The following is a 26,318-nucleotide window of genomic DNA, read 5'->3' as shown; positions in this document are numbered from 1 at the left end:
CCATACAATCCGCCCCACTCCCGCCCGATCGGACCCACCCATGAAACGCCTTCTCGCTTGCGCGCTCGCCGGATTGACGCTGCTGACCGTCACTGACGCCCGCGCCGACACTCCGCCGGCACTCGCCGCCGTGCTGGCCAAGGTATCGCCCGATGCGCCGCCGACCTCCGTGCAGCCCTCCGCCATCCCCGGCCTGTACGAGGTGATCTTCGGCAGCACCGTCTATTACTTCAGCGCCGACGGCAAGCACATGCTGGGCGGGCCGCTGGTGGAGCTGGCCAGCCGGCGCAACCTGTCCGCCGCAGCGCTGCAGAAAGTCGAGCGCGAGCAACTGATGCCGCAGCGGGTCGCCTTTCTCAAGGAGCTGCGAGACGCCGACGCCATCGTGTTCGCCGCCGCCAAGCCGCAGCACCGCATTACCGTGTTCACCGACATCGACTGCGGCTATTGCCGCGAGCTGCACCGCCATGTGGGTCAATACAACGCGGCCGGGATCAGCGTGCGTTACGTGGCCTTCCCGCGCGCCGGCGAGGGCTCGGAGTCGTTCAAGAAGGCCGAGAACGTCTGGTGCGCCGCCGACCGCAAGGCCGCGCTCACCGATGCCAAGGCCGGCAAGACGGTCCCCGACAAGGTATGCGAAAACCCGGTCGCCGAGCAGTTCCACGCCGGCGAGAAGATCGGCGTGTCCGGCACGCCGGCGATCCTGCTCGACGACGGCCGCCTGCTGCCCGGCTACGTGCCGCCGGACGAACTCAAACGCGTGCTGGAGCAACCGGCCGGCTGAGTCGACCGGCGCCGCGTCGGTGGTGTGCGCGTGTCGACACTCACCGCTGACGTAGCCTCCCCGATCGAAAGCGGCTTGGCCTTGATCGCGCGCCGATCCGCGGCGCGCTGGTTACCATCGCCTCCCGGCCAGCCCGGGTCGGGTGAACCATGAGCAGGGGGAGCCATCAATGGCGATCGAGCCACTGAAAGCCGCACAGCTTTATGCGCCCTGCGCGCCGGAGCTGATTCCCTACCAGAGCACCTCCGAAGTGGTGGAGCCGGTCGACGTGGTCGGCCAGGAACGGGCGCTGGCGGCGCTGGCCTTCGGTACCGGCATCCGCCGCGACGGATACAACCTGTTCATCCTGGGCACGCCCGGCGCCGGCCGGCACGGCGTGGTGCGCCGTTTCCTCGAGCAGCGCGCGGCCAGCCAGGCCACCCCGGCCGACTGGTGCTACGTGCACAACTTCGAGCAGCCGCACCGGCCGCGCGCGCTGCGCTTCGCACCCGGCCAGGGCAAGGGCTTTTGCGAGACCATGGCGCAACTGGTCCAGGAGCTGCACAGCACGCTGCCCAGCGCCTTCGAGAGTGACGAATACCAGGCCCGGCGGCGGGTGGTCGAGCAGGAATTCAAGGACCGCCACGAGCAGGCCATCGACGAGATCCGCGAGCGTGCCCGCACCCGGGAGATCGCGCTGATCACGACGCCCGGCGGCTTCGCTTTCGCGCCCTTGGTGAACGGCGAGGTCATGTCGCCGGCCGCCTTCCACAAACTGCCGGAAGAAACCCGCAAGCGCATCGAGGCCGACATCGAGCAGCTCGAACAGGAACTGGGCGAGCGGCTGCGGCGCCTGCCGCAGTGGCAGAAGGAAGCCCGCCGACGCATCCGCGAGCTCGACCACGACGTGGCACTGAGCGTGGTGCAGCCGGCCTTCGCGGAACTGAAGACCGCCTTCGAGGGCACACCGGGCGTGGCCGAATACCTCGACGCCGCCTGCCGCGACGTGGTCGACAACGTCGGCGATTTCACCGCCGCGCGCGAAGACGCCGCGCCGCGGTTGCCGTTCGCGCCCGAGCCGAGCTTCACCCGCTACGAGGTGAACCTCCTCATTCAGCACCCGGCCGGGCGCGGCGCGCCGGTGGTGTATGCCGACCTGCCGAACTACCCGAACCTGGTCGGGCGGCTGGATCACCAGGCCCGCTTTGGCACGCTGTCCACGGACTTCACGCTGATCAAGCCGGGCGCGCTGCACGAGGCGAACGGCGGCTACCTGCTGCTCGACGCCCTGCGCCTGCTGAGCCAGCCCTATGCCTGGGATGCCATGAAGCGTGCGCTGCGCGCCAAGGAGCTGCGCATCGAGCCGCTGGAGCGGGCGATCGGCCTCCTGACCACGGTATCGCTGGACCCGGAGCCGATTCCGCTGGACGTGACCGTGCTGCTGATCGGCGATCGCCGGCTGTACTACCTGCTGGCCGAATACGACCCCGAGTTCGCCGAGCTGTTCAAGGTGGCGGCGGATTTCGAGGACGACCTGCGCCGCAGTCCGGACACCGTCGCCGATCTGGCGCGCCTGCTGGCCACGCTGGCGAACCGGCAGGGTCTGCTGCCGTTTGCCAGTTCCGCGGTGGCACGGGTCATCGAGCATGCCTCGCGCAGCATCGGTGACGCGCAGCGGGTCGATGTGCGCCTGAACTACCTGGGCGACCTGCTGACGCAAGCCGACTATTTCGCCCGCCAGGCCGGCGCGGCGCTGGTGCTGCCAAGCCACGTGCAGCAGGCCATCGACGCGGCGGAGCAACGCAGCGGGCGCGTGCGCGAGCGGGTGCAGGAGGCCATCCTGCGCGACACGCTGCTGATCGACACATCCGGCGAGCGGGTCGGGCAGATCAACGGCCTGGCGGTGCTGGGCCTGGGCGGGGTCATGTTCGGCCGGCCAAGCCGCATCACTGCCCGCGTGCGGCCCGGCCAGGGACGCGTGCTGGACATCGAGCGCGAGGTGGAACTGGGCGGCCCGCTGCACTCCAAGGGCGTGCTGATCCTGTCGAGCTTCCTGGCCGCCCGTTACGCCACCGGCGAGGCGCTGTCCCTGTCGGCCAGCCTGGTGTTCGAGCAGTCCTACAGCGGCGTGGACGGCGACAGCGCCTCCTGCGCCGAGCTGTACACGCTGCTGTCGGCGCTGGCCGAGGCGCCGATCCGCCAATCCCTGGCGGTGACCGGTTCCGTGAACCAGTTCGGCCAGGTGCAGGCCATCGGCGGCGTCAACGAGAAGATCGAGGGCTTTTTCGACATCTGCCGGGCGCGCGGCCTGACCGGCAACCAGGGCGTGCTGATCCCGGCCTCCAACGTGCAGCACCTGATGCTGCGCGCCGACGTGCGCGACGCCGTGGCCGCCGGCCAGTTCAACGTCTACGCCGTGCGCACGGTGGACGAGGGCATCGAGCTGCTGACCGGCCTGCCGGCCGGCGTCGCCGACGCCGAAGGCGTTTATCCGGAAGGCAGCATCAACGGCCTGGTGTCCGACCGCCTGGCCGAGTACGCGCGCATCCGCGCCGCGCTGGCGCACGGCGGCGAGGGCAACGGCAATGGCGACATCTGACCAAGCCGCGCAGGAACGCATCGTGGTGGCGGTCGATGCCTCGGCCGCCAGCCTGCTGGCGCTGGAGCTGGCGGCCGACCTGGCGGCAGCGCTGCGCACCCGCCTGGCCGGGCTGTACGTGGAAGAAGAAGACCTGTTGCACGCCGCCGGCCTGCCGTTCGTGCGCGAAGTGCGCGCCGGATCCGGGCAGGCGTCGCCGTTCACCACCGACGATCTGCAGCGCCACTGGCGCGCCCTGGCGAGCGATGCCCGCAATGCCCTGACGCGCGCCGCCCAGGCCCGCCGGATCGCCTGGAGCTTCGACGTGGTGCGCGGCCGGGCAGCGCAGGTGATGTCCGAGGCAGCCCGCAACGCGCGCCTGACAGGGCTTGGCAGCGGCGCCCGTGCGGCGGGCCGGCTCGGGTCCGTGGCGCGGGCGGCGCTGGTCGCGACCGATTCCTCCCTGCTGCTGGTGCCGCCGCAGCGGCGCCCCGGCGAGCGCTGGGTGGCCCTGGTCGATACGCCCGGCGGTGCATCGGCCGTATTGGCGCTGGCAAGCGCATTGGCAACGACGCCGGCGGCGCCGCTGCTGCTGGTGGCGCCGTCGCTGGAAGCCTTCGGCCGGGCCGCGCTGGCCGGCACGCCCGGCGCAGCGCAGCTGCACCGCATGGCCTTGCCGGAGCTTGCCGAACTGCCGGCGCTGGTCGCCATCCTGCGTGCTCAGCGCGCGCAGGGCCTGATCCTGGCCGCCGACAGCCGCTTCGCAGACCCGGCTCAGGTCGAACGCCTGGTCGCCGATGGCGGCTGGCCGGTGCTGCTGGTGCGCTGACTGCGCCGGGCCCGCGAGGCCCGCAGCACCTTGCCGCCCTCGCAGCGGCGCCAACACCGACGGCTATAATCGCGCCCTTTTGAGGGCCGCCCATAAGCGGTTCGCGCGATTCCGCCACCCGAGACCGCCGGTGACCTTCCAGGATCTGATCCTTCGCCTGCAGAGCTACTGGGCACGCCAGGGCTGCGCGCTGATGCAGCCGCTCGACATGGAAGTCGGTGCCGGCACCTTTCACCCGGCCACGTTCCTGCGCGCACTCGGCCCGCAGCCGTGGGCGGCCGCCTATGTGCAGCCGTCGCGCCGGCCGACCGACGGCCGCTATGGCGACAACCCCAACCGCCTGCAGCACTACTTTCAGTTCCAGGTGGTCATCAAGCCCTCGCCGCCGGACATCCAGGAGCTTTATCTGGACTCGCTGCGGGAGCTGGGCGTTGACCCGCTGGTGAACGACATCCGCTTCGTCGAGGACAACTGGGAATCACCCACGCTGGGCGCCTGGGGCCTGGGCTGGGAAGTGTGGCTCAACGGCATGGAGGTGACGCAGTTCACCTATTTCCAGCAGGTGGGCGGCATCGAGTGCCGGCCGGTGACGGCCGAGATCACCTATGGCCTGGAACGCATTGCCATGTACCTGCAGGGCGTGGACAGCGTGTATGACCTGATCTGGGTCGACGGCCCGCAGGGGCGCATCACCTACCGCGATGTGTACCACCGAAACGAGGTCGAGCAGTCGCACTACAACTTCGAGCACGCGCCGGTGGACGCGCTGCTGGCCGGCTTTGACGCCGCCGAGCGCACCTGCCTGGCGCTGGTCGAGGCCGGCCTGCCGCTGCCGGCCTATGAACAGGTGCTCAAGGCCTCGCACAGTTTCAATCTGCTGGACGCGCGCCGCGCCATCGGCGTCACCGAGCGCGCCCGCTACATCCTGCGCGTGCGCACGCTGGCTCGGGCGGTGGCCGAGGCCTACGCCGCGCCCGCCGGGGAGGCCGCCTGATGGCCGCTCTGCTGATCGAAATCGGCACCGAGGAGCTGCCCCCACGGTCCCTGCAGGCGCTGTCGCTGGCGTTTGGCGAGCACCTGCTCGGCGGCCTGGCTGAGGCCGGGCTCGCCGACCTTGGCGCGCAGTACCAGGTGTTCGCCAGTCCGCGGCGCCTCGCCGTGCGCGTGGCCGGCGTGCGCGATCAGGCGCTGGCGCGCGAGGTGGAGCGCCGCGGGCCGGCGCTGAAGGCGGCCTTCGACGCCGCCGGCCAGCCGACGCGCGCCCTGCTCGGCTTCGCGCAGTCCTGCGGCGTCGAGGTGGGCGCGCTGACGACGCTGGAAACCGACAAGGGCGCCTGGCTGGTGCATCGTCACACCCAGCCCGGCGAGGCGCTGGCCACGGCCCTGCCGCGCGTGTTCGACGCGGCGTTGAAAGCACTGCCGATCGACCGGCGCATGCGCTGGGGCAGCGGCGAGCACGGCGAGTTCGTGCGCCCGGTGCACTGGCTGCTGGCGCTGCACGGCGCGCAGGTGATCGGCTTCGAACGTTTTGGTCTTGCGGCCGGCAACCTCAGCCACGGCCACCGTTTTCATCATCCGCAGCCGCTGGTCGTCGATCATGCCGACCATTACGAAGCGCGGCTCGAAGCGGCGCGCGTGATCGCCGACTTCGCCGCCCGCCGCGAGCAGGTGGCGCATTGTGTCGGCGCGGCCGCCGCCGCGCTCGGCGGCCGGGCGGTGCTCGACGAGGCGCTGCTCGATGAAGTCACCGCGCTGGTGGAATGGCCGGTGGCGGTGGCCGGCGGCTTCGACCCGGACTTTCTGCAGGTGCCGGCACCGGTGCTGATCGCCGCCATGCGCGATCACCAGAAGTACTTTCACGTGCTGGATGCAAACGGCTGCCTGCTGGCGCATTTCATCACCGTTGCCAACATCGACAGCCCCGAGCCGCAGCGAGTACGTGCCGGCAACGAGCGGGTGCTGCGCGCGCGCCTGGCCGATGCGCGCTATTTCTGGGACTCCGACCGCCGCCAGCCACTGATCGAGCGCAGCCCGGGTCTGGCCGGCGTGGTCTACGAGCAGCGCCTGGGCACGCTGGCCGACAAGACCCTGCGCGTGGAGCGCCTGGCGGGGCTGCTCGCCGGCGAAATCGGCGCCGATGCCGGGCACACGGTGCGCGCCGCGCGCCTGGCCAAGGCGGATCTGCTGACGCTGATGGTCGGCGAGTTCCCGGAGTTGCAGGGCGACATGGGCGCCTACTACGCGGGCCACGACGACGAACCGGCCGCCGTGTGCACGGCGATTCGCGAGCACTACCTGCCGCGCCATGCGGGCGACGATCTGCCCGCCTCGCCCGAAGGTCTGGCGCTGGCGCTGGCCGATCGCCTGGACACGCTGGCCGGCATCGTCGGGGTGGCCGGCACGCCGGGCGGCGACCGCGACCCCTTCGGCCTGCGCCGGGCGGCGCTGGCGGTGGCGCGCATGCTGATCGAGGCGCAACTGCCGCTGGACCTGCCGGCGCTGCTGGATGCCGCCGCCGAGCCGTTCGGCAAACCGGACCTGCCGGCGCAGGTGTTCGGGTTCATCCTCGATCGCCTGCCGGCTTACTACGAGGCGCAGGGCTTCAGGGCAGACGAACTGGAGGCCGTGCTGAGCCTGCGGCCGGGCCGGCTGCTGGATCTGGACCGGCGCCTGCGGGCGGTGGCGGGCTTTCGAAGCCTGCCGGAGGCCAGCAGCCTGATCGCCGCCAACAAGCGCATCGCCAACATCCTGGCCAAGGCCGGCGATGAGGCTTCGGGCGCCAGTGTCGATCCGGCGCTGTTCGAGCAGCCCGCCGAAACGGCGCTGCTGGACGCCCTCACCGCCGCCGAGCAAAGCGCCACGGCGCTGGTGGAACAGGGCGATTACGTCGCGCTGTGCCGGCAGCTGGCCACGCTGCGCGGACCGGTGGATGCATTTTTCGATGCCGTCATGGTGATGGCCGACGATGCCGCCGTGCGGCGCAGCCGCCTGGCGCTGCTGGCGCGGCTGCACCGGCTGTTCCTGGCCGTGGCCGACCTGTCGCGCCTGCAGGGGTGAGCGGTGGCGTTGCCTCCGCGCCCGGCGGCGCGCGGCGCTGGCTGATCCTGGACCGCGACGGCGTGATCAATCACGACAGCGCCGACTATATCCGCAGCCCGGATGACTGGCGGCCCATCGATGGCGCGCTCGCGGCCCTGGCGCGCCTGCATCGCGCCGGCTTCGGGCTGACGGTCGCCACCAACCAGTCGGGCATCGGCCGCGGTTATTTCGATGTCGCGACGCTGGACGCCATCCACGCCAGGATGCGCGCCGCAATCGAAGCCGCCGGCGGACAACTGGCCGCCATTGCCTACTGCCCGCACCGGCCCGAGGAGGGCTGCGCCTGCCGCAAACCGGCAGCGGGCCTGTTACTGCGGCTGATGGCCGAATACGGCTTTGCGCCCGGCGACGCGCTCATGATCGGCGACGCCGCGCGCGATCTGGAGGCGGCCCGCGCCGCGGGCGTCGCCGCGTTGGTGGTCGGCGAGCGGGCGACCGAACTTGCGCGAAGCGTTGGCGTGCCGGGTTTTGCGGACTTGGCGGCCGCCACTGACTGGCTGCTGGATGGGCACTGGCCATGCTGACCTTCCTGCGTTCGCTGCTGTTCTCGGCCGGCATGCTGGTCACGGTCATCGCCTGGGGCGCGCTGGTGCCGCTGGTGGCGGCGTTGCCGTTTGCCCGCCGCTACGCATTCACCCGCAGCTGGGCCATCGTCAATCTGCGCTGGCTGGAGCTGACCTGCGGTGTGCGCTACCGGGTCATCGGGCGCGAGAACCTGCCCAGCGGCCCGGTCGTGGTGCTGTCCAAGCACCAGTCGACCTGGGAGACGCTGGTGTTCCAAGAACTGTTCCCGCCGCTGGTGTGGGTGATGAAGCGCGAGCTGCTGTGGGTGCCGTTTTTCGGCTGGGGCCTGGCCATGGGGCGGCCGATTGCCATCGACCGCGGCGCCGGGCGGCGCGCCATGGAGCAGATGCTCAAACAGGGGAAACAACGACTGGATGACGGCCTGTGGGTAGTGATCTTTCCGGAGGGCACGCGCATGAATCCGGGCCAGCGCGGGCGCTATCGGCCGGGCGGCGCGCTGCTGGCGGTTCAGGCCGGCGTGCCGGTGCTGCCGGTGGCGCACAACGCGGGTGAGTTGTGGGGCAAACGGCGTTTTTTGAAGCATCCGGGCACCATCACGGTCGCCGTGGGAACGCCGATTGCCACGGCCGGACAAGACCCAGCCGAGGTGCTAAACAAAGCCCAGGAGTGGATCGAAAACGCGCAAACCCGCATACTGCCGGCCGCACGGGGTGGACACGCTGACTGAGAACGCCCTTAAAAACTCTGCCTTCGACACGGCTGACCCGTGTTCGCGGCACCTTCAACCCAAAAGGTATCTTCGATGAACTCAAAAAAATCACTCCTGTTTGCCGCCGGTCTGGCTGCCTGCAGCGCCGGCGCGTCGGCCAGCGAACTTGACGACCGCTGGTACCTGTCCGCGGGCATCGGCTACGTGGCTCCCGGCAATGATCGGGAGCTGCCCGGCACCGGTTGGGACGTTGACGGTGGCCCGGCCGCGTTTCTGGGCGTCGGGAAAACGATCAACGAGTGGCTCAACGTGGAGCTCAACGCCAAAGGCAACCGCCTGGATCTGGGAAGCGGGAATGGCGACTGGGACCAGTGGGGCGCTACCCTGGACGGCTTGGTTTTCTTCAATCGCAATCCCAAGTTCAGCCCGTACGCGGTCGTCGGTGGCGGCTGGATGCAGTCGGATACGCCGGCCGACAACCACGACGGCGGAATCGCGGAGGCCGGTCTGGGTTTCATGCGCACCATCAATGACGACGGTGACACGCTGCGTGCCGAAGTGCGGCATCGCTGGGATTTCACTAATCTAAATGCTCCCGGTGGCAAAGAGAACCATAACGACTGGGTGATGATGGTCGGCGTGACCATCCCCCTGGGCAAGCGTGCCGAGGCACCCGCGCCCGCGCCGGTGGCAATGGCCGAACCGGAACCGACCCCGCCGCCGGCACCGCCGCCGGTCACCGAAACGGTGGTTCTGAAGGGCGTCAACTTCTGCTTTGACTGCGACACGCTGTCCGGTGAAGCGCAGGCGATTCTGGATGGCGATGCCATGGCCATCGTCCAGCATCACCCGAACGCAACCTTCGAAGTTGCCGGCCATACCGACGCTGTGGGTTCCGACACCTACAACCAGAGTCTGTCCCAGCGCCGCGCCAGTAACGTGAGCGCGTATCTGGTCCAGAAGGGTGTGGACGCCAGTCGCGTGACCGCGGTCGGTTATGGCGAAAGCCAGCCGGTGGCCGACAACAGCACCGCCGCGGGTCGGGCCGAGAACCGGCGCGTTGAGCTACGCATCACCGAGGCGCGCTAGGCCTGTAGCCCGGGTGGCTCCACCCGGTCGTCCGATCCCACAAAACCCGCGGCAAACCGCGGGTTTTGTGCTTTCCGGGCGAAGCTCGTGACAGGTTGCCATGCCTGGCCCGCCACCGGCTATCGTCAACCCCGCGCTGGCCGGAAGCGACCGCGGCGTGCTCCCCGGACGGCAATTCGCAAGAGCGTAAGGTCTATTGGCCTGGCTGACGCATGTGGGGCAAGCGGCAGTTCCTGAAGCATCCTGGCACGATCACGGTGGCGATCGGGCCGGCCATTTCAACGACGGGGGCAGATCCTGCCGCGGTGCTGAACGCTGCCGAAAGCTGGATCGAGAGCACGATCGCCGGCGGTATGGAGGCGGCGCGAACAGGCCACAACCGGCAATATGGTTAGCGGCGCACACTTGCCGGATCAGCCGACGAGCGAGCGTGACCCTGATGTCCGGGCGCCGATCGACAAGCGCCAAACGCGCCCTTCGCGGCGGATGGGTCATGCCAAAGCCCTGGGCCCGGACGCCTGCAATGTTCGTGTAGTGGTGGTCTGCGACAGTCGTCGGTGGCCACTGCCATGACGGGTCGTGAACCTGCGGCTGGGCGGCGATGCCGGGCGTTGGATCGACGTCCTCGGCTCGGCAGATATCGATCCGGCAAAACGACCGGTGATTGATCTTGCGCAATCGACCTGCTGATGTGTTGTACCGCACAGCTATCTTGGGAAGAGTCGGGTAGACTTGCTCAACGGTGATACGTGGCTCCTATGCGCCATATCCGGTTTTTTCAGTAACCTCGGGAGACTCTCATGACCAACAAAAAGCAACTGCTCGTCGCGGCCGGCCTTGCGGCGCTCAGCAGCGGCGTGCTGGCGGAAACCTTGGACGAACGCGTTTACCTCAATTTGGGCCTGAGCTACTCGATTCTCGATAGCGATCGCGACGTTTCCCCCGTCGAGGTGGAAAATGCCCCCGGTGGGTTTATCGGGGTCGGCAAAGCCATCAACGACTGGCTGAATCTGGAGCTGAACCTGAAGGGTCAGAATGCGGATCTGGACGGCGCCGGCGGCAGCTGGAACCAGTATGGAGCCTCCATCGACGGACTGTTCTTTTTCAACCGCTCCCCCGCCTTTGCGCCGTTCGCGGTGCTCAGTGCCGGTGTGCTGCAGTCTGACCTGAGCGGTGTCAAGAAGGACACCGCTCCGGTGGCCGAGGCCGGTTTGGGCTTCATGCACGACGTCGACGACGACGGCGCCAAGCTGCGCGTCGAGGCGCGTCACCGCTGGGATTTCGCCGACATCAACATTCCCGGCGGCAACAGCACCTACAACGACTGGATCCTGATGGCCGGCGTCACCATCCCTATCGGGGCGCGTCCGCAGTCGGCCCCGGAACCGCGGCCGGTGGTCACCATGGCCGAGCCGACCCCGCCGCCTGCGCCGGCGCCGGTTACCGAGACCGTGGTGCTCAAGGGCGTCAATTTCTGCTTTGATTGCGACACGCTGTCGGGCGAGGCTCAGGCGATTCTGGACGGTGACGCGATGGCCATCGTCCAGCATCACCCGAATGCAACCTTCGAAGTCGCGGGCCACACTGACGCGGTGGGTTCGGATGCCTACAACCAGAGCCTGTCCCAGCGCCGTGCCGGCAGCGTGAGCGCGTATCTGGTCGAGAAGGGCGTGGACGCCAGCCGCATGACCGCGGTCGGGTACGGCGAAAGCCAGCCGGTGGCCGACAACAGCACCGAAGCGGGCCGGGCCGAGAACCGCCGCGTCGAGCTGCGCATCACCGAGATGCGTTGAGTCTCTTGGGCCGGGTGGTCTCCCGGCCCTGCGTTTCTTCCCACAAAACCCGCGGCTTGCCGCGGGTTTTGTGCTTTCCGGGGTGCTCACGGCGCTCGTGCGTACTACCATCGGCCTGCCGCGCAGCGCGGTCGCCAGACAACGAAATCAACGACGAGGAGAAGCCACCATGACCAGCAACACCTACGCCGGCCTGAAGGACCGCGTGGTCATCATCACCGGCGCCGGCCAGGGCATCGGCCGTGCCTATGCGCACCATTTCGCGGCCCAGGGCGCGATTCCGGTGATCGCCGAATTCAATGCCGAGGCGGGCCGCCGGGTCGAGGCCGAGGTCAAGGCCGAGGGCGGTCGGGCACTGTTCGTGCAGACCGACGTCGCCGACGAGGCATCCACGCTGGCCATGGCGCGGGCCGCGCTGGGTGCCTTCGGCCGCATCGACTGCCTGATCAACAACGCTGCCGTGTTCTCGCGCATCACCATGGCGCCGTTCTGGGAGCTGCCGGTCGACGAGTGGCGACGCGCCATGGACGTCAACATCACCGGCTCGTTCCTGTGCGCGCGGGCGGTGGTGCCCAACATGCAGGAGCGCCGCTTCGGGCGGATCATCAACATCTCGTCGGCAACCATGATCATGGGCCGCGAGAACTACCTGCACTACATCACCTCCAAATCGGCCATGGTCGGCATGACCCGCTCCATGGCGCGCGAGCTGGGCAGCTGGAACATCACCGTGAACACCTTCTGGCCGGGCGTTACCAAGACCGAGATCGAGCGCCCCTCGGTGCCCAACGAGGTGTTCGAGCGCATGACGCAGATGCAGTCCATCAAGCGCCTGACCGGCACCGACGACCTGGCCCATGGCGTCATGTTCCTGTGCTCGGACGATGCCGGCTTCATCACCGGCCAGAGCCTGCAGGTGGACGGCGGCCTGACCTTCATCTGAAGCTTGACCTGATCGGAGGCGCCAGGCTGGTCGCCAGTCGCGCTGGCCAGCCTGCGCGGCGCGGCGGTGTTACATTTCGCCGCCTGCGCACAGCCGCCATGGCAACCGACTCCGAACCATGCCCCGCGAACTGACCCTCGCCCTCGCCCAGATGAACTGTCTGGTCGGGGACATCACCGGCAACGTCGACAAGATCATCGAACTGTCCGCCACGGCCCGGCGCGAACACGGGGCGGATCTGGTGGTGTTCCCGGAACTGGCGCTCACCGGTTATCCGCCGGAAGACCTGCTGATGCGTCCGGAGTTCATCGAGCGCTGCGAGGCGGGCCTCGAACGCATCCGCCGCGCGGTGGGCGGCATCGCCGTGCTGGTCGGCTTCCCGCACCTGTCCAAGGGCGAGCTTTACAACGCCGCGGCCGTGCTGCGCGACGGCGAGACCCTGGCGCTGTACCACAAGCATCTGCTGCCCAACTACAGCGTGTTCGACGAGAAGCGCTATTTCCGCTCCGGCAGCCGGCCGGCGGTGTTCGAACTGGCCGGCGTGCAGGTTGGCCTGACCGTGTGCGAGGACATCTGGGGTCCGGCGCCGATGGCGCAGTCGGTGCGGGCCGGGGCGCAGCTGATCGTCAACATCAACGCCTCACCGTTTCACGTCGACAAGCAGGCCGAGCGCGAGGCCGTCATCCGCGAGCGGGTGTCCGCCAGTCCGGTGCCGGTGGTGTACGTGAACATGGTCGGCGGCCAGGACGAGCTGGTCTTCGACGGCGGCTCGCTGGTCATGGACGCCCAGGGCCGCATCAGCCAGCGCGCACCGGCCTTCGAGGAAGGCCTGTACCTGGCGCGTTTTCGTCACGGCCGAAACGGACTGGAGCCGGTGCCGGGCGAGGTGGCGCAGATCGATTCTGTCGCCAGTGTGTATCAGGCGCTGGTCACTGGCGTGCGCGACTACATCGGCAAGAATCGCTTCGCGGGCGCCATCGTCGGCCTGTCCGGCGGTGTCGATTCGGCGCTTACCGTTGCCGTGGCGGCCGACGCGCTGGGCGCCGAGCGCGTCCACGCCGTGATGATGCCATCGCCCTACACGGCCGACATGAGCCTGGAAGACGCCCGCGCCGAGGCCGAGGCGCTGGGCGTGCGCTACAGCGTCATTCCCATTGCGGACATGGCCGCCAGCGTCGAGAAGGCACTGGCCGAAGAGTTCGCCGGCAAACCTCGCGACACGACGGAAGAAAACATCCAGGCGCGCGTGCGCGGCGTGCTGTTGATGGCGCTGTCGAACAAGTCCGGCAAGCTGGTGTTGACCACCGGCAACAAGACCGAAATGGCAGTTGGTTACGCCACGCTTTACGGAGACATGGCCGGCGGCTTTGCGGTGATCAAGGACGTGCCCAAACTGCTGGTCTACACGCTGTCCCGCTACCGCAACGGCCTGTCGCAGGTCATCCCAGAACGGGTTCTCACGCGCGCACCGAGCGCCGAGTTGCGCCCCGACCAGACCGATCAGGACAGCCTGCCGCCGTACGAGGTGCTGGACGCGATTCTTGAGCTGTACGTGGAGCAGGACCGTTCGGCCGAGGACATCGCGCGCGCCACCGGCGCGAGTCTGAAAACCATCCGCGAGGTGATCGGCATGGTCACCCGCAACGAGTACAAGCGCCGCCAGGCGGCTCCCGGCGTGCGCATCAGCCAGCGCGCGTTTGGCCGCGATCGCCGTTACCCGATCACCTCGGGTTTCAAGGAACCGCGCGGCGACTGACGCCAGGCGGACCGGGCGACGGGCGCCCAAACTACCAAGCCCGGGCGGCTTCTGGTATAAAAGCCGGCCATTTCCAGCCGGCGGTCTTGCCGGAACGGTCTTTTGGAGAGTTCCATGTCCAGGGTTTGCGAGGTCACCGGCCGGGGGCCGATGTCCGGTAACAACGTCTCCCACGCCAACAACCGCACGCGTCGGCGCTTTCTGCCCAACCTGCAGAGCCACCGCTTCTGGGTGGCGGCCGAGAAGCGTTACGTCACGCTGCGGCTGTCCTGCCGGGCCATGCGCACCATCGACAAGAAAGGCATCGAGGCCGTGCTGGCCGAGATGCGCAGCCGCGGCCTGAAACCCTAAACCGAGACCAGAACCATGCGCGAGAAGATCAAGCTGGTGTCCACCGCCGGCACCGGGCATTTCTATACGACCATGAAAAACAAGCGCAACACGCCCGACAAGATCGAGCTGCGCAAGTTCGATCCGAAGGCGCGCGCCTACGTGGCGTACAAGGAAGCCAAGATCAAGTGAGCCGGCGCGGCCGGACGCGCCGCGCGATGACCGTTCAGCCATGACGGCCGAAGTCCTCGTCGAGATCGAAAACGTCAGCCGCAGCTTTGGCAATCGCCAGGTGCTGCGCGATGTCAGCTTCAGCGTGGTCAAGGGCGAGGTGCTGGGCTTTCTGGGCCCCAACGGCGCCGGCAAGACCACCACCATGCGCATCCTGACCGGCACCCTGGCGCCAAGTGCCGGGCGCGTACGGGTCGGTGGCATCGACATGCTGCAGCAGCCGGTGCGCGCCAAGGCGCAGCTGGGCTACCTGCCCGAAACCCCGCCCCTGAACCGCGACCTGACGGTCGACGAATACCTCGATTTCTGCGCCCGCCTGCGCCGCGTGCCGGGACGCCAGGTGCGCGCCGCGCGCGAACAGGCCAAGGCCCGCTGTGGCCTGCAGGAAGTCGGCCGGCGCCTGATCGGCAACATATCCAAGGGCTTCCAGCAGCGCGTAGGCATCGCCCAGGCCATCATCCACAACCCGCCGGTAGTGATCCTGGACGAGCCTACGGTGGGCCTGGACCCGATCCAGATTCAGGAAATCCGCGCCCTGATCCGCGAGCTCGGACAGGCCCACAGCGTGATCCTGTCCACGCACATCCTGTCTGAGGTGCAGGCCATCTGCAGCCACGTGCAGATCATTCGCCACGGGGAGCTGGTGCTCAAGGCCGGCATCGACGAGCTGGCCACGCACCTGACCGGCGCGCATCTTGAAATCGCCCTGCGCCGGCCACCCCCGGCGGACCAGCTGTCGGGCATTCCCGGCATCGCCGCGCTGCACCCGCAAGGCGAGGGCCGCTGGCTGGTGACTTTCCAAGCCGGCGCCGATCCGACCGACGCGCTGGTGCACAGTGCAGCCATCGGCGACTGGGGCTTGTACGAGCTGACCCGCCCGCGCCTGTCGCTGGAAGAGGTCTTCCTGGAGCTGGCGGGGGACGAGGTGCCCGAGTCCGCCCCGGCGCAGGAGCAGGCGGCGTGAGGGCGGTTCTGGCTATCGCCGGGCGCGAGCTGCGCGTGCTGTTCGCCTCGCCATCGGCGTGGGCCATGCTGGCCGTGGTGCAGGCCATCCTGGGCTACCTGTTCCTGACCCAGATCGACATGTTCCTGCAGCTGCGCTCGCAGTTGATGGCGATGCCCGACCCGCCGGGTCTGACCGAGATCGTCGCCCCGTCGCTGTTCGGCAGCGCCGGCATCGTCCTGCTGATGCTGGTGCCGCTGATCACCATGCGCAGTTTTGCCGAGGAGCGGCGCAACCAGACCCTGCCGCTGCTGCTGTCGGCGCCGGTATCCGTGTCCGGCATCGTGCTGGGCAAGTATCTGGCGTTGATGGGGTTTCTGACCCTGGTGACGGCGCTTACGGCCATGATGCCGGTCAGCCTGCTGCTGGGCGCCAGGCTCGACCTTGGCCTGCTGGCGGCCAGCGTGCTGGGTCTTTGGCTGCTGCTGGGCAGCTTCGCCGCGCTGGGCCTGTTCATGTCGACGCTGACCTCGCACCCGATGACGGCGGCGGTCAGCACCTTCGGCCTGCTGTTGCTGCTGTGGATCCTGGACTGGGCCAGCGGCAGCGCCGGCGAGGGCAGCGGTGAGTTGCTGCGCCAGCTGTCCATGCTCAACCACTACCAGCCGCTGCTCAAGGGCGTGTTCGCCATCGCCGACGTGGCCTACTTCGCCCTGTTCATCGTGCTGTTCCTGGGTCTGAGCATCCGCCGGCTGGATGCCGAGCGGCTGGCCGGCTAAGCACATGACAGGTTCGAACTCCAGCCGCTTCGCACTGCGCCTCCAGGGGGCCGTCGCGCTGCTGCTGTTCCTGGCCGCGATCGGCCTGCTGGGTTACTTGGCGCACACCTACGACCGCCGCTTCGACTGGACCGCAAGCGGCCGCAACTCGCTGTCGCAGGCCAGCCGGCAGGTGCTGGAAAAGCTTCCGGAACCGGTGACCGCCACCGTGTTCGCCCGTCCCAACCCTGAACTGCGCGCCAGCCTCGATGACCTGCTGCGGCGCTACGCGGCCGCCTCGCCCAAATTCACGGTCAGTTTCGTCAATCCCGATCAGGCCCCGGCGCGGGTCAAGGAACTGGGCATCCGTGCCGACGGCACTGTGCTGCTGGAACTGGCCGGCCGGCGCGAGAAGCTCGAACAGCTCGACGAGCAGGCGCTGACCAGCGCCCTCATGCGTCTGTCGCGCAGCGGCGAGCGCCGGTTGATTTTCCTCGCCGGCCACGGCGAGCGCAGCCCGGACGGGCAGGCCAACCACGATCTGTCCACCTTCACCACAGCGCTGCGCGAGCAGGGCGTGCTGGCGACGCGCCCGGACCCGGCCAGCGGCAAGGATTTGCCGACCGATGCGACGCTGGTCGTCACCGCCCCGGCGGTCGATCTGACCGGCGACGAGGTGGGCGCCATCCAGCGTTTCCTGACCGCCGGCGGCAACCTGCTGTGGCTGGCCGATCCGGGGCCACTGCACGGTCTTGAGCCGATCGCGGCCGAGCTTGGCCTGCGTTTCGTGCCCGGTACGCTGATCGATCCGGTGGGCCAGGCCATCGCCGGCAGCGCCCACTTCGCCATCGCCACGGCGGACAACTACCGCTTCCACGCGGCGCTCGCGGGCTTCGAGTTCATGACCCTGTTTCCCCTGGCGGCCGGCCTCGAACACGATCCGAAGGAACCGTGGGCAGCCACCGACCTGATCGAACTGGGCGCCTCCGGCTGGGCCGAGACCGGCCCGCTGGCCGAAAAAGTGAACTTCGACGAGGGCCAGGACCGGCAAGGGCCGTTCATCCTGGCGGCGGCTTTCACGCGCATGCAGGGCGAGCGTGAACAGCGCGCGGTGGTGGTCGGCGATGGCGATTTCCTGTCCAACAGCTACGTCGGCAATGGCGGCAACCTGAATCTGGGCCTGAACCTGGTGAACTGGCTGGCGGCCGACGAGGGTCTGGTCAGCATCCCGCCGCGCACGGCGCCGGACACGGAACTGTCGCTCTCGCGCGACAACAGCCTGTTGATCGGCTTCGGCTTCCTGTTTGGCCTGCCGGCAGCCTTCGCCGCGGCCGGCCTGGGTGTCTGGCTGCGCCGCCGGGGGCGCTGATGCGCGGTCGGCTGTGGCTGAACCTGGCGCTCGCGCTCGTGGTGGCCGCCCTGGCGGCGGTCGCCTGGTTCCAGCCCGGCAAGACGCCGCCGCCACCCCAGGTCAAGCTCACGAAGCTCGACCCGCAGACGGTCAAGCGCATCGATTTCCACCCGCCGCGTGGGGCGGCCTTTGCCCTGGTGCGGGACGGCAAGGACTGGTTCATCGACAGTCCGCGCCTGCGGGCGCAGCCGTTTCGGGTCGAAACGCTGCTCGAACTGCCAGGCGCCGCCAGCGCCGCCCAGTTCACGCTGGCCGACAACAAGGACAACGGTTTTGGCGTCGACCCGCCGCAGGCGCGCCTGCGTTTCGATGACACCGAGATCGCCTTTGGCCTGACCAACCCGGTTGGTCTGCGCCGCTATGTGCGCGTCGGCGACGCGGTGCACCTGATCGATGACCGCTTCTACCACCACGCGGCGTCCACCTGGGTGGCCTGGGTCGACCGGCGCGTGCTGCCCGAGGGCGTGACGCTGACCGCGCTGGACCTGCCGGGCCTGAGGCTGCGCCGTGAAGGCACCGCCTGGAAAATCAGCCCCGAACAGCCCAAGGCCAGCGCCGACGCCATCACCATGCTGATCGAGGAATGGCAGCGCGCCTACGCCATGGACGTGGAGGAAAGCACCGCCGTTCCAGCCGATGCGCGGGCCCTGCGCCTGGAATGGCAAGGCGGGGCATTGGAGCTGGCGGTGGCGCAGGACGGTGACGAGTGGCTGCTGTACCGGCGCGATGCACCGGTGCGTTACCGATTCAGCGCCAATCAGGGCAAGCGCTTGCTGGAAATCGAGCAGACGGCACCGGGCGCTGCCCAGCCGACCGGAGCCACCGAACCGGCAGCGTCGGACGAGCCTGACGGCGAAGCCGCGGAATCCTCAGCCCCGCCGGCCAGCCCGCCCGCCGCCGCGCCCTGATGCCGGAGCTGCCGGAGGTCGAGACCACCCGGCGCGGCCTGGAACCGCTGCTGATCGGCCGGCGCATCACCGGTGCGGTGGTACGCAACGCGGCCCTGCGCTGGCCGGTGGCGCCGGAATTGAGCAGCCGGCTGCCCGGCGCCGCCATCACCGCGGTCGGCCGGCGCGCCAAATACCTGCTGCTGACCACCGCGCACGGGCACCTGCTGCTGCACCTTGGCATGTCGGGCAGCCTGCGCGTGCTGCCGGCCGCCACGCCACCACTCAAGCACGACCACGTCGACATCCTGCTGGACGATGGCCAGTGCCTGCGCCTGCGCGATCCACGCCGCTTCGGCAGCATTCTTTACGCGGGCGAGGATCCGGCCAGCCACGCGCTGCTCAGAAAGCTCGGCCCCGAGCCGCTGGACACGGACAGCCAGACGCTGGGCGCTCACCTGCACGCGGCCTCGCGAAGCCGTCGCGTGGCAGTCAAGCTGTTCCTCATGGACGCCAGCGTGGTGGTCGGCGTGGGCAACATCTACGCCAGCGAGGCGCTGTTTCGGGCCGGCATCCGCCCCGCCAAGGCGGCGGCGAGTCTCAGTCGCCCCGCTTTCGTGCGTCTGGCGGCGGTCATCCAGGCCGTGCTGGCCGAGGCCATTGCCGCCGGCGGCACCACGCTGCGCGATTTTTCCAACAGCGACGGCCTGCCGGGCTATTTCGCCCAGGAGCTGGCCGTGTACGGTCGCACCGGCGCGCCGTGCCGGGCCTGTGCAACGCCCATCCGGGAGCGGCGCATGGGTCAGCGATCGACCTTCTGGTGCCCGTTGTGCCAGGGCTGAGGCCCGCTCAAACCCGCAGCCCCATGTCCTTTAGCAGCGGCATGACCTGTTCGCCGAAGTAGTTCAGTTCCGGCGCGTAATCCAGCCACGACAACAGCAGGATGTCGACGCCGATGTCGGCCAGGCGGCCGATTTCCTGCGCCACCTGCAGCGGCGTGCCGACCAGCGGGTAGCCGCCCCAGCCAACGATGAAGCGCTCGGTCAACTCGCGCGCCGCCTCGGGCGTCATGGAGCCGCTCTGCACGCCAAAGGTGGTCAGCAGGTTGTCGAGCGCGGCGTAATCGCCGCGGGCGACGATGTGGTCCCACACCGCCCGTGCCTCGGCCTCGCTGCTGCGGCACACCACGGCGGCCGAGCTCATGATGCCGATGTCCCGCCCGTAGCCGGCGGCCTTGCCGCGAATCTGCCCGATCAGCTCCCGGCCCTGGTCCAGGGTCGAGACGATGCAGAAATTCACGTCCATCTCGCGTGCCGCGTAGTCGATGCCGGCCGGTGAAACACCGGCGTTGATCAGCAGCGGATAGGGCTGCTGCACGGGTTTTGGCAGCATGTAGCCGCCCTTGATCGTGTAGTACTCGCCCGCGAAGTCGAAGTCCTGCTCCTGCCACAGCCGCTTGCAGACCTGAATCCACTCGGTGGCGCGCGCGTAGCGGTCATCGTGCGGCAGTTGCTGCACGCCGAACATCTCCATCTCCGGCGTGTACCAGCCGCACACCACGTTGATGCCGAAGCGACCGTTGCTGATGCGGTCGATGGTCGCCGCCTGCTTGGCGGCCAAAATCGGGTGCACGGTCGGCACGTGCGAGGTGGCGAAGATGTGGATGCGCTCGGTGCGCGCCGCCAGCGCGGCAGCCCAGGTATAGACCTCCAGGCAGTCGCCGTTGAAGTCGGTCTCGCCGCCAAATCCCTTCCAGCGCCCGACCGGCACCAGCAGGTCGAAATCCAGCGCTTCGGCCTGCAAGGCCAGATCGAGGTTCTGTTGCCAAGTCGGCCGGAACGACGACTCGGCGGTGCTGATCGTGCAGCCGTTGCTGACGTTGCTGCCAAAGATGCCAAGCTTGATCCGCTGCTTCGGGTCGAACAGGGGGTGATCGGCCCGCCCGCTGGGTATGGCCATGCGTTTCTTCTCCTCGTGGCGTGGGGGCGCCTATCAGTTATAAACCTCGAAGCGCCTTTTGCACCATGACCGCCATGTACAACCTGTTTCGCGACCTGCCGACCAGTCCAGACACCCGGGAGCGCATCGACTGCCTGCTGGACCGGCCCGGGCTGCGTGTGGAGCGCATCGTGTCCACCGGTCAGGCCAGCCCGTCCGGCTTCTGGTATGACCAGATCGAACACGAATGGGTGGTTTTGCTGCAGGGCGCGGCGGAACTGACCGTCGACCTGCCCGATGGCCCGCAGATCGTAAGCCTCCGGCCCGGCGACAGTCTGGAATTGCCGGCCCGCAGGCGCCACCGCGTCGAAGCCACCTGCGCCGATCCGCCCACCCTGTGGTTGGCAGTGTTCTGGCCGTCCGACGCCGCGTGAACAGCCCGGCCGTGCGCGTGCTGCTGCTGGCCGATACCCACGGCGTGCTCGATCCGCGCATCGCGGAACTGGCGCAGGACTGCGCGTTGGCTGTCCATGCCGGCGACGTTGGCGCCAGCGCCGTGCTGGAGACGCTTGCTGCGGCGGCCGGTCGGCTGCTCGCCGTGCGTGGCAACAACGACGTGCCGGACAAGTGGCTGGGCCCGGTAGCGGATCTGCTGGCCCTGCCCGAGCGCATCGATGTGCCCCTGCCGGGCGGCACGCTGGTGGTGGAACACGGGCACCGGCACAGCGCCACCCGCCGTCACCTGCGCCTGCGCGCCGCTTACCCCGGCGCCCGCGCCGTGCTGTACGGACACAGCCACCGCCTGGCGCAGGATGTCGTCGCCGCGCCCTGGATCCTGAACCCCGGTGCCGCCGGCCGTGCTCGCACCGGCGGTGGGCCATCGTGTCTGCTGCTGCAGGCGGGCACCGCCGCGTGGCGGGTCAGCGTGTGGCAGTTCCCGGCCCTGCCGCGCGGTGCGCGCGGCCTGTCCGAACGTGGCACGGAGCGACCGCCGATACCGCGGCCACGCTTCGGGGGATGATCGCCCGGCGTAGCCGGGCTACACCGAGTTTTTGGCAGGTTCCAGACCGGCCGTCCACGGACGGACATGCCCGTGTCTGGCCGCCGCTGGCACAATGGCGGCCCCCACATTTCGGACTGCGACGCCATGCGCTGCCTGATTGCCTGCCTGCTTGTCCTGGTCATGATGCCGGCGGCCCGCGCCGGCAGCGACCGTCTGCCCGAGGATCTGCGCTTCACGGTGGTCGACGGCCGCCCGCTCGATGGCGCGGCGCTGCGCGGCCAGCCACTGCTGATCGTGTTCTGGGCCAGCACCTGCGCGCCGTGCATCGCCGAGATGCCCGAGCTGTCCGCCCTGTACAAGGAACTGCACCCGAAGGGCCTGGAACTGATCGCGCTGGCCATGCCCTACGACCCACCCAACCGCGTGATGGCCGCCCGCGAGGTGCTGCGGCTGCCGTTCCCGGTGGCCATCGACATCAACGCAACCGTGGTGCGCAGGCTTGGCGTGCCGCCGCAGACGCCGCAATTTCTGCTGGTGGACGCCGGCGGACAAATCGTCACCGTGCACAACGGCGTGTGGCCGATCGACGAACTGCGGGCGGCGCTGTTGCCGCTGCTGGCCGACACCTGAGAGGTTTGCACATGCTCTGGATCAAATCGCTGCACGTGATCGCCATGGTGGCCTGGTTCGCCGGGCTGTTCTACCTGCCGCGGCTGTTCGTGTACCACGTCGACTGCGCCGACGAGGCCGGCCGGCGGCGCTTCGAGATCATGGAACGGCGCCTGTACCGGGCCATCATGACGCCGGCTGCGGTGGTCACGGTGCTGGCCGGGCTGGCACTCCTGGTGGACTACGCCTGGGCGGCCTACAGCAAGGCCGGCTGGCTGCATGCCAAGCTGACGCTGGTGGCGCTGCTGGTGGTCTACCACTGGCTGTGTGGCCGCTATCTGGCGGCCCTGCGCGATGGGCGCAACACGCACAGCGCCCGTTTTTTCCGGGTGTTCAACGAGCTGCCGACGCTGGTTCTGGTGGCCGTGGTGTGTCTGACGATCGTCAAACCGTTCTGATCGAATGCGGGTTCGCTGCCGCTCCAGGCCGGGGCGGGCGGCCCCTGTAGGCGCTTTGGCAAGGGACTTGCTGCCCTGTGGGTTCGCCGCCTGCGAATTTCACCATGATCACCGCCCATACCGTTTTCAACGAGACCGCTGCCTTGCTGGTGCTGGGCGCCGCGCTGGGCTTTGTCGGCCAGTGGCTGCGCCAGCCGCTGATCGTGGCCTTCATCGTGGCCGGCATCGTGGCGGGACCGGACGTGCTGGGTGTGGTGTCGAGCGCCGTGCACGTGCAGGTGCTGGGCGAACTGGGTGTGGCCGTACTGCTGTTCCTGGTGGGCCTGAAGCTCGACCCGGGGCTGCTGCGCACGCTAGGACCGGTGGCGCTGGTCACCGGCAGCGCGCAGGTGCTGCTGACTGCGCTGGCCGGCGCTGGCGTGGCCCTGGCGCTGGGCATGCCGGTGCGCACGGCCGCGATCATCGGTCTGGCGCTGACCTTCTCCAGCACCATCATCGTCATCAAGCTGCTGTGGGACAAGGGCGAGGTCGACTCGCTGCACGGCCGCCTGGCGCTGGGCCTGCTGATCGCGCAGGATCTGCTGGTGGTGGTGCTGATGGGGCTGCTGGCGGGGCTGCGCGGCGAATCACAAGGCGGCCTGTGGCAGGCCCTGGTCGGTGGGCTGGTGCTGCTGGCGACGGTGCTGCTGTTCACCCGTTATCTGGCGCAGGGCCTGCTGGCGCGCATGGCGCGCTCCCCCGAACTGCTGGTGACCTTCGCCGTGGCCTGGGCGGCGCTGCTCGCCGGCCTGGCGGATGCCCTCGGCCTTGGCAAGGAGCTGGGCGGGCTGCTGGCCGGCGTGTCGCTGGCCTCGACGCCATTTCGGGAAGCACTGGCCTCGCGCCTGGCCAGCGTGCGCGATTTCCTGCTGCTGTTCTTCTTCGTCAGCCTGGGCGCCAGCCTCGATTTCGGCGCCCTGCAGGGCAGTCTGTGGCCGGCGATCGGGCTGTCGGCGTTCGTGCTAATCGGCAAGCCGCTGATCGTGCTGCCGATCCTTGGCCTGGCCGGCTACGGGCGGCGCACGGCGTTCATGGCCAGCCTGACGCTGGCTCAGATCAGCGAGTTCTCGCTGATCCTGCTGGCCCTGGCCACGCAGGCCGGGCTGGCGGACCCGGCCACGCAGGCGCTGGTGACGCTGGTGGGGCTGGTCAGTATCGGCGCCAGCACCTACCTGGTCACTTACTCGGGCGCCATCTATGCCTTCGTGGAGCCGCTGCTGGCGCGTGTCATGGGTGACCAGGCGCGCCGTCACGCGCCCAGTGAGGCGCCACCGCCGGCCGACGTCATCCTGTTCGGCCTGGGCCGTTATGGCACCGCCATTGCCGAAGGGCTGCGCAGCCGCGGCCTGAGCGTGCTGGGTGTGGATTTCGATCCGGAAATGGTTGCCCGCTGGCGGGCGCGCGGCCTGCCAGCCTATTACGGCGATGCGGCCGATCCGGATTTTGGAAAATCCCTGCCGCTGGGCGGTGCGCAGTGGGTGGTCTGCGCCATCCCGGTGCACGGCGGCAGCCTGACGCACGATGATCCCCGACTGGCGCTGGTCGACGCCCTGCGCAACAGCGGCTACCGGCAGCAAATCGCGGTTGCCATCCAGGCGCAGGAGGATCTGCCGGCGCTGCGCGGCCGCGACATCGACCTGGTGCTGCTACCGATGGCGGACGCCGCCGCCGAGGCGGTCGACCTGATCACCGGTGCGCCGCTGGTGGCGCCCCGGCGGTGGAGCTGAGGAACCGCCGGTCGCGGTGGGCGGTGGCCGGCACCGGCTGCGTCACGGGCGTTCCAGCACCACCATCGCTACTGCGTGGTCGCGCTCGTCGGCCAGGCTCAGGTGCCAGGCGACGATGCCGCGGTGGGCGCAGTGCGCGGCCGCGGCGCCGGACAGTTCGAGCAGCGGCCGGCCGGCGGGGTCGTGCGTCACGGCGATCTGGGGCAGTGTCACGCCGTCGGCGATGCCGGTACCCAGCGCCTTGCCGAAGGCCTCCTTGGCGGCGAAGCGCTTGGCCATGAACGGCGCGCGGGCGGGGCTGGCGAGGTAGTCCTGCCACTCGCTGTCGGCCAGCAGGCGCCGGGCGAAATGATCACCATGCTGTTCAAGGATGCGCGCGATGCGCGCCACCGCGACGATGTCGACACCGATGCCGGCGATCACCGCGACGCCTGCGCGATGGCCTGCTTCATTTCCGCCACCGCGGCGCGCAGGCCGACGAACACGGCGCGCGCCACCAGCGCATGACCGATGTTCAGCTCGGCAATGCCGGGCAGGGCGGCAATGGCGGCGACGTTGTCCAGGTTCAGGCCATGACCGGCGTTGACGGTGAGGCCCAGGCGCCGCCCCTCGTCCACCGCCTGGCGGATGCGCGTGAGTTCCGCTGCCCGTTCGGCGCCGGACGCGGCATCCGCATAGCGGCCGGTGTGCAGTTCCACCAGCGGCGCGCCGCAGCGGCGGGCGGCGGCCAGTTGCCGCGGCTCGGGATCGATGAACAGCGACACCTGTACGCCGGCCGCCGACAGCCGCGCCACGACATCGGCGATGCGGGGCTCCTGGCCGGCGACTTCGAGCCCGCCCTCGGTGGTCAGCTCCTCACGCCGCTCCGGCACCAGGCAGCAGTCGGACGGTTTGAGGCGACTGGCAATGCCGATCATCTCGTCGGTGACGGCCATCTCCAGGTTCAGCCGGCACGGCAGGCGCGCGCGAAGCGCGGTCACGTCGGCGTCCTGGATGTGCCGCCGGTCCTCGCGCAGGTGCAGGGTGATGAAGTCGGCGCCGCCGGCCAGCGCCTCGAACGCCGCCAGCACCGGGTCCGGATACACGGTGCGCCGCGCCTGGCGCAGCGTGGCGACGTGATCGATGTTGACGCCCAGCAGCGGGCGGGACGGGGTTTGCTCGTTCATCAGGGCGTTTCCGGACGCGGGTTTTTGCCGGCGATGGCGTGGAACAGCTCGCGGCTTTTCAGCGGCTTGTCGCCGAAATGCCGGGCCAGCTGCGCGCGCAGCAGGCGCTTGCAGGCCGGCAGGTGTGCCGGCTCGCCCAGGGTGTCGTCACGCAGGGCAAGCAGCGCGGCGCCGGGCAAGTCGCCGTCGGGCGCCCGGCTGGCGCCGCGCTCGGCCTGGTAGTGGTAGCGGGCGGCCGGCTCGATGGCGGCGCCGTCGACGTCGTGCTCCAGCTGCAGCCCGTAGCCGAGCTCGGCCAGCAGGTCGCGCTCGAAGCGGCGCAGCGCCGGCTCGTCAGCCACCCCGCCGGTCAGGGCTTCGAGCGCGCGCCGGTAGGCCGCGTACACGGCCGGGTGCGCATCCAGCCGCGCGCAGGCCCGCAGCAGCAGCTCGTTCAGGTAAAACGCCGCCGCCAGCGCGGCGCCCTGCAGCGGATCGACATAACCATCCGGCTCGGCCTGGGTCAGGGTCTTGAGGTCGCCGCCGCCGGTCCAGGACAGCAGCAGCGGCGCGAACGGCTGCAGCACGCCGGCCAGGCGCCCGCGTCCGCCGCGCGCCACCAGGCCGACGCGGCCATGCTCGCGGCTGAAGCATTCGAGCAGCAGGCTGCTGTCACGGTAGGGCCGGCGGTGCAGCACATAAGCCGGCGCCAGCAGCACCGGCGCGCGGCTGCCCGCTTGTTCAGCAACCATGCG

At 69.2% G+C, this 26,318-nt stretch carries 28 protein-coding genes; 24 read left to right on the top strand and 4 right to left on the bottom strand.

Going from position 1 to position 26,318, the window contains the following annotated elements; all coding sequences use genetic code 11:
- Nucleotides 1-40 precede the first annotated feature (40 nt).
- The 19 genes from PG2T_RS10170 (at nucleotide 41) to mutM (ending at nucleotide 19,486) form a co-directional block, all read left to right on the top strand.
- The gene (locus PG2T_RS10170) at nucleotides 41-784 is read left to right on the top strand and encodes a thioredoxin fold domain-containing protein (protein WP_068804857.1); all 744 of its coding nucleotides are present in this window, start codon (nucleotides 41-43) and stop codon (nucleotides 782-784) included.
- A gap of 169 nt (nucleotides 785-953) precedes the next feature.
- Nucleotides 954-3,362, top strand: coding sequence for a Lon protease family protein (locus PG2T_RS10165; RefSeq protein WP_068804853.1), 2,409 nt, complete (start codon nucleotides 954-956; stop codon nucleotides 3,360-3,362).
- Nucleotides 3,349-4,170 carry a universal stress protein gene (locus tag PG2T_RS10160; protein ID WP_068804850.1) on the top strand — a complete coding sequence of 274 codons (822 nt, stop codon included), beginning with the start codon at nucleotides 3,349-3,351 and terminating at the stop codon, nucleotides 4,168-4,170. The genes PG2T_RS10165 and PG2T_RS10160 overlap by 14 nt, the downstream gene beginning before the upstream one ends.
- Nucleotides 4,171-4,300: 130 nt before the next feature.
- Nucleotides 4,301-5,164, top strand: coding sequence for a glycine--tRNA ligase subunit alpha (gene glyQ / locus PG2T_RS10155; protein ID WP_068804847.1), 864 nt, complete (start codon nucleotides 4,301-4,303; stop codon nucleotides 5,162-5,164).
- Nucleotides 5,164-7,227, top strand: coding sequence for a glycine--tRNA ligase subunit beta (gene glyS / locus PG2T_RS10150; RefSeq protein WP_068804844.1), 2,064 nt, complete (start codon nucleotides 5,164-5,166; stop codon nucleotides 7,225-7,227). The genes glyQ and glyS overlap by 1 nt, the downstream gene beginning before the upstream one ends.
- Nucleotides 7,224-7,793, top strand: coding sequence for a D-glycero-beta-D-manno-heptose 1,7-bisphosphate 7-phosphatase (gene gmhB / locus PG2T_RS10145; protein WP_068804841.1), 570 nt, complete (start codon nucleotides 7,224-7,226; stop codon nucleotides 7,791-7,793). The genes glyS and gmhB overlap by 4 nt, the downstream gene beginning before the upstream one ends.
- A complete protein-coding gene (locus PG2T_RS10140; protein ID WP_068804839.1) occupies nucleotides 7,787-8,521 on the top strand; it encodes a lysophospholipid acyltransferase family protein in 735 nt (244 codons plus the stop codon). Before gmhB ends, PG2T_RS10140 begins: the two co-directional genes overlap by 7 nt.
- A 39-nt stretch (nucleotides 8,522-8,560) precedes the next feature.
- Nucleotides 8,561-9,592: an OmpA family protein gene (locus tag PG2T_RS16870; RefSeq protein ID WP_145931065.1), complete on the top strand. Its 1,032-nt coding sequence runs from the start codon at nucleotides 8,561-8,563 to the stop codon at nucleotides 9,590-9,592.
- A 212-nt stretch (nucleotides 9,593-9,804) separates the two neighbouring features.
- Nucleotides 9,805-9,987 carry a hypothetical protein gene (locus tag PG2T_RS10130; RefSeq protein WP_068804833.1) on the top strand — a complete coding sequence of 61 codons (183 nt, stop codon included), beginning with the start codon at nucleotides 9,805-9,807 and terminating at the stop codon, nucleotides 9,985-9,987.
- 405 nt (nucleotides 9,988-10,392) lie between these two features.
- Nucleotides 10,393-11,385, top strand: a complete 993-nt coding sequence (locus PG2T_RS16865) for an OmpA family protein (protein WP_068804830.1) — start codon at nucleotides 10,393-10,395, stop codon at nucleotides 11,383-11,385.
- Nucleotides 11,386-11,554: 169 nt separating this feature from the next.
- Nucleotides 11,555-12,328, top strand: a complete 774-nt coding sequence (locus PG2T_RS10120; protein WP_068804827.1) for an SDR family NAD(P)-dependent oxidoreductase — start codon at nucleotides 11,555-11,557, stop codon at nucleotides 12,326-12,328.
- Nucleotides 12,329-12,446: 118 nt separating this feature from the next.
- The gene (locus PG2T_RS10115) at nucleotides 12,447-14,084 is read left to right on the top strand and encodes an NAD+ synthase (RefSeq protein ID WP_068804824.1); all 1,638 of its coding nucleotides are present in this window, start codon (nucleotides 12,447-12,449) and stop codon (nucleotides 14,082-14,084) included.
- A 114-nt stretch (nucleotides 14,085-14,198) separates the two neighbouring features.
- Nucleotides 14,199-14,435 carry a 50S ribosomal protein L28 gene (gene rpmB / locus PG2T_RS10110; protein ID WP_068804821.1) on the top strand — a complete coding sequence of 79 codons (237 nt, stop codon included), beginning with the start codon at nucleotides 14,199-14,201 and terminating at the stop codon, nucleotides 14,433-14,435.
- 15 nt (nucleotides 14,436-14,450) lie between these two features.
- On the top strand, nucleotides 14,451-14,606 hold the full coding sequence (rpmG, locus tag PG2T_RS10105; protein WP_068804818.1) for a 50S ribosomal protein L33: 156 nt from the start codon (nucleotides 14,451-14,453) through the stop codon (nucleotides 14,604-14,606).
- 40 nt (nucleotides 14,607-14,646) lie between these two features.
- A complete protein-coding gene (locus PG2T_RS10100) occupies nucleotides 14,647-15,609 on the top strand; it encodes an ABC transporter ATP-binding protein (RefSeq protein ID WP_068804815.1) in 963 nt (320 codons plus the stop codon).
- A complete protein-coding gene (locus PG2T_RS10095; protein ID WP_068804812.1) occupies nucleotides 15,606-16,367 on the top strand; it encodes an ABC transporter permease subunit in 762 nt (253 codons plus the stop codon). The genes PG2T_RS10100 and PG2T_RS10095 overlap by 4 nt, the downstream gene beginning before the upstream one ends.
- A 4-nt stretch (nucleotides 16,368-16,371) precedes the next feature.
- Nucleotides 16,372-17,715, top strand: coding sequence for a GldG family protein (locus PG2T_RS10090; protein ID WP_068808150.1), 1,344 nt, complete (start codon nucleotides 16,372-16,374; stop codon nucleotides 17,713-17,715).
- Nucleotides 17,715-18,665, top strand: a complete 951-nt coding sequence (locus PG2T_RS10085; protein WP_068804809.1) for a DUF4340 domain-containing protein — start codon at nucleotides 17,715-17,717, stop codon at nucleotides 18,663-18,665. Before PG2T_RS10090 ends, PG2T_RS10085 begins: the two co-directional genes overlap by 1 nt.
- Nucleotides 18,665-19,486: a bifunctional DNA-formamidopyrimidine glycosylase/DNA-(apurinic or apyrimidinic site) lyase gene (gene mutM, locus PG2T_RS10080; protein WP_068804806.1), complete on the top strand. Its 822-nt coding sequence runs from the start codon at nucleotides 18,665-18,667 to the stop codon at nucleotides 19,484-19,486. Before PG2T_RS10085 ends, mutM begins: the two co-directional genes overlap by 1 nt.
- Nucleotides 19,487-19,493: 7 nt before the next feature.
- Here mutM and PG2T_RS10075 read toward each other — a convergent pair whose 3' ends face one another.
- The gene (locus PG2T_RS10075; protein WP_068804804.1) at nucleotides 19,494-20,603 is read right to left on the bottom strand and encodes an LLM class flavin-dependent oxidoreductase; all 1,110 of its coding nucleotides are present in this window, start codon (nucleotides 20,601-20,603) and stop codon (nucleotides 19,494-19,496) included.
- A gap of 65 nt (nucleotides 20,604-20,668) precedes the next feature.
- Here PG2T_RS10075 and PG2T_RS10070 point away from each other — a divergent pair, with 65 nt between their 5' ends.
- The 5 genes from PG2T_RS10070 (at nucleotide 20,669) to PG2T_RS10050 (ending at nucleotide 24,418) form a co-directional block, all read left to right on the top strand.
- The gene (locus PG2T_RS10070) at nucleotides 20,669-21,016 is read left to right on the top strand and encodes a cupin domain-containing protein (protein WP_068804801.1); all 348 of its coding nucleotides are present in this window, start codon (nucleotides 20,669-20,671) and stop codon (nucleotides 21,014-21,016) included.
- Nucleotides 21,013-21,603, top strand: a complete 591-nt coding sequence (locus tag PG2T_RS10065; protein WP_068804790.1) for a metallophosphoesterase family protein — start codon at nucleotides 21,013-21,015, stop codon at nucleotides 21,601-21,603. The genes PG2T_RS10070 and PG2T_RS10065 overlap by 4 nt, the downstream gene beginning before the upstream one ends.
- A 126-nt stretch (nucleotides 21,604-21,729) precedes the next feature.
- Nucleotides 21,730-22,215, top strand: a complete 486-nt coding sequence (locus tag PG2T_RS10060; RefSeq protein WP_158513189.1) for a TlpA disulfide reductase family protein — start codon at nucleotides 21,730-21,732, stop codon at nucleotides 22,213-22,215.
- 11 nt (nucleotides 22,216-22,226) lie between these two features.
- Nucleotides 22,227-22,652 carry a protoporphyrinogen oxidase HemJ gene (gene hemJ, locus PG2T_RS10055; RefSeq protein ID WP_068804784.1) on the top strand — a complete coding sequence of 142 codons (426 nt, stop codon included), beginning with the start codon at nucleotides 22,227-22,229 and terminating at the stop codon, nucleotides 22,650-22,652.
- A gap of 104 nt (nucleotides 22,653-22,756) precedes the next feature.
- Entirely contained in the window at nucleotides 22,757-24,418 is a 1,662-nt protein-coding gene (locus tag PG2T_RS10050; protein ID WP_068804781.1) for a cation:proton antiporter domain-containing protein, read from the top strand.
- 42 nt (nucleotides 24,419-24,460) lie between these two features.
- On the opposite strand, the gene acpS is transcribed toward PG2T_RS10050, so the two are convergent.
- The 3 genes from acpS to recO are packed head-to-tail and all read right to left on the bottom strand — an operon-like array spanning nucleotide 24,461 to nucleotide 26,315.
- Nucleotides 24,461-24,841, bottom strand: a complete 381-nt coding sequence (gene acpS, locus PG2T_RS10045; protein ID WP_068804777.1) for a holo-ACP synthase — start codon at nucleotides 24,839-24,841, stop codon at nucleotides 24,461-24,463.
- Nucleotides 24,838-25,584, bottom strand: a complete 747-nt coding sequence (gene pdxJ, locus PG2T_RS10040) for a pyridoxine 5'-phosphate synthase (RefSeq protein ID WP_068804774.1) — start codon at nucleotides 25,582-25,584, stop codon at nucleotides 24,838-24,840. The genes acpS and pdxJ overlap by 4 nt, the downstream gene beginning before the upstream one ends.
- Nucleotides 25,584-26,315, bottom strand: coding sequence for a DNA repair protein RecO (gene recO / locus PG2T_RS10035; protein WP_068804771.1), 732 nt, complete (start codon nucleotides 26,313-26,315; stop codon nucleotides 25,584-25,586). Before recO ends, pdxJ begins: the two co-directional genes overlap by 1 nt.
- Nucleotides 26,316-26,318: the final 3 nt, after the last annotated feature.

This window comes from Immundisolibacter cernigliae (genome assembly GCF_001697225.1).
Classification (GTDB): Bacteria; Pseudomonadota; Gammaproteobacteria; order Immundisolibacterales; family Immundisolibacteraceae; genus Immundisolibacter; species Immundisolibacter cernigliae.
This window is presented reverse-complemented; position numbering and strand designations above follow the sequence as displayed.

Bases quoted from the DNA above. Each gene is read 5' to 3' on its own strand.
- PG2T_RS10165 (WP_068804853.1), top strand. From the start codon at position 954: ATGGCGATCGAGCCACTGAAAGCCGCACAGCTTTATGCGCCCTGCGCG.
- PG2T_RS10160 (WP_068804850.1), top strand. From the start codon at position 3,349: ATGGCGACATCTGACCAAGCCGCGCAGGAACGCATCGTGGTGGCGGTC.
- PG2T_RS16865 (WP_068804830.1), top strand. From the start codon at position 10,393: ATGACCAACAAAAAGCAACTGCTCGTCGCGGCCGGCCTTGCGGCGCTC.
- pdxJ (WP_068804774.1), bottom strand. From the start codon at position 25,584: ATGAACGAGCAAACCCCGTCCCGCCCGCTGCTGGGCGTCAACATCGAT.
- PG2T_RS10130 (WP_068804833.1), top strand. From the start codon at position 9,805: ATGTGGGGCAAGCGGCAGTTCCTGAAGCATCCTGGCACGATCACGGTG.
- PG2T_RS10120 (WP_068804827.1), top strand. From the start codon at position 11,555: ATGACCAGCAACACCTACGCCGGCCTGAAGGACCGCGTGGTCATCATC.
- PG2T_RS10050 (WP_068804781.1), top strand. From the start codon at position 22,757: ATGATCACCGCCCATACCGTTTTCAACGAGACCGCTGCCTTGCTGGTG.
- hemJ (WP_068804784.1), top strand. From the start codon at position 22,227: ATGCTCTGGATCAAATCGCTGCACGTGATCGCCATGGTGGCCTGGTTC.
- PG2T_RS10075 (WP_068804804.1), bottom strand. From the start codon at position 20,603: ATGGCCATACCCAGCGGGCGGGCCGATCACCCCCTGTTCGACCCGAAG.
- PG2T_RS10140 (WP_068804839.1), top strand. From the start codon at position 7,787: ATGCTGACCTTCCTGCGTTCGCTGCTGTTCTCGGCCGGCATGCTGGTC.
- PG2T_RS10115 (WP_068804824.1), top strand. From the start codon at position 12,447: ATGCCCCGCGAACTGACCCTCGCCCTCGCCCAGATGAACTGTCTGGTC.
- glyS (WP_068804844.1), top strand. From the start codon at position 5,164: ATGGCCGCTCTGCTGATCGAAATCGGCACCGAGGAGCTGCCCCCACGG.
- rpmB (WP_068804821.1), top strand. From the start codon at position 14,199: ATGTCCAGGGTTTGCGAGGTCACCGGCCGGGGGCCGATGTCCGGTAAC.
- PG2T_RS10070 (WP_068804801.1), top strand. From the start codon at position 20,669: ATGACCGCCATGTACAACCTGTTTCGCGACCTGCCGACCAGTCCAGAC.
- PG2T_RS10170 (WP_068804857.1), top strand. From the start codon at position 41: ATGAAACGCCTTCTCGCTTGCGCGCTCGCCGGATTGACGCTGCTGACC.
- rpmG (WP_068804818.1), top strand. From the start codon at position 14,451: ATGCGCGAGAAGATCAAGCTGGTGTCCACCGCCGGCACCGGGCATTTC.
- PG2T_RS10100 (WP_068804815.1), top strand. From the start codon at position 14,647: ATGACGGCCGAAGTCCTCGTCGAGATCGAAAACGTCAGCCGCAGCTTT.
- mutM (WP_068804806.1), top strand. From the start codon at position 18,665: ATGCCGGAGCTGCCGGAGGTCGAGACCACCCGGCGCGGCCTGGAACCG.
- recO (WP_068804771.1), bottom strand. From the start codon at position 26,315: ATGGTTGCTGAACAAGCGGGCAGCCGCGCGCCGGTGCTGCTGGCGCCG.
- PG2T_RS10060 (WP_158513189.1), top strand. From the start codon at position 21,730: ATGCGCTGCCTGATTGCCTGCCTGCTTGTCCTGGTCATGATGCCGGCG.
- PG2T_RS10090 (WP_068808150.1), top strand. From the start codon at position 16,372: ATGACAGGTTCGAACTCCAGCCGCTTCGCACTGCGCCTCCAGGGGGCC.
- PG2T_RS10085 (WP_068804809.1), top strand. From the start codon at position 17,715: ATGCGCGGTCGGCTGTGGCTGAACCTGGCGCTCGCGCTCGTGGTGGCC.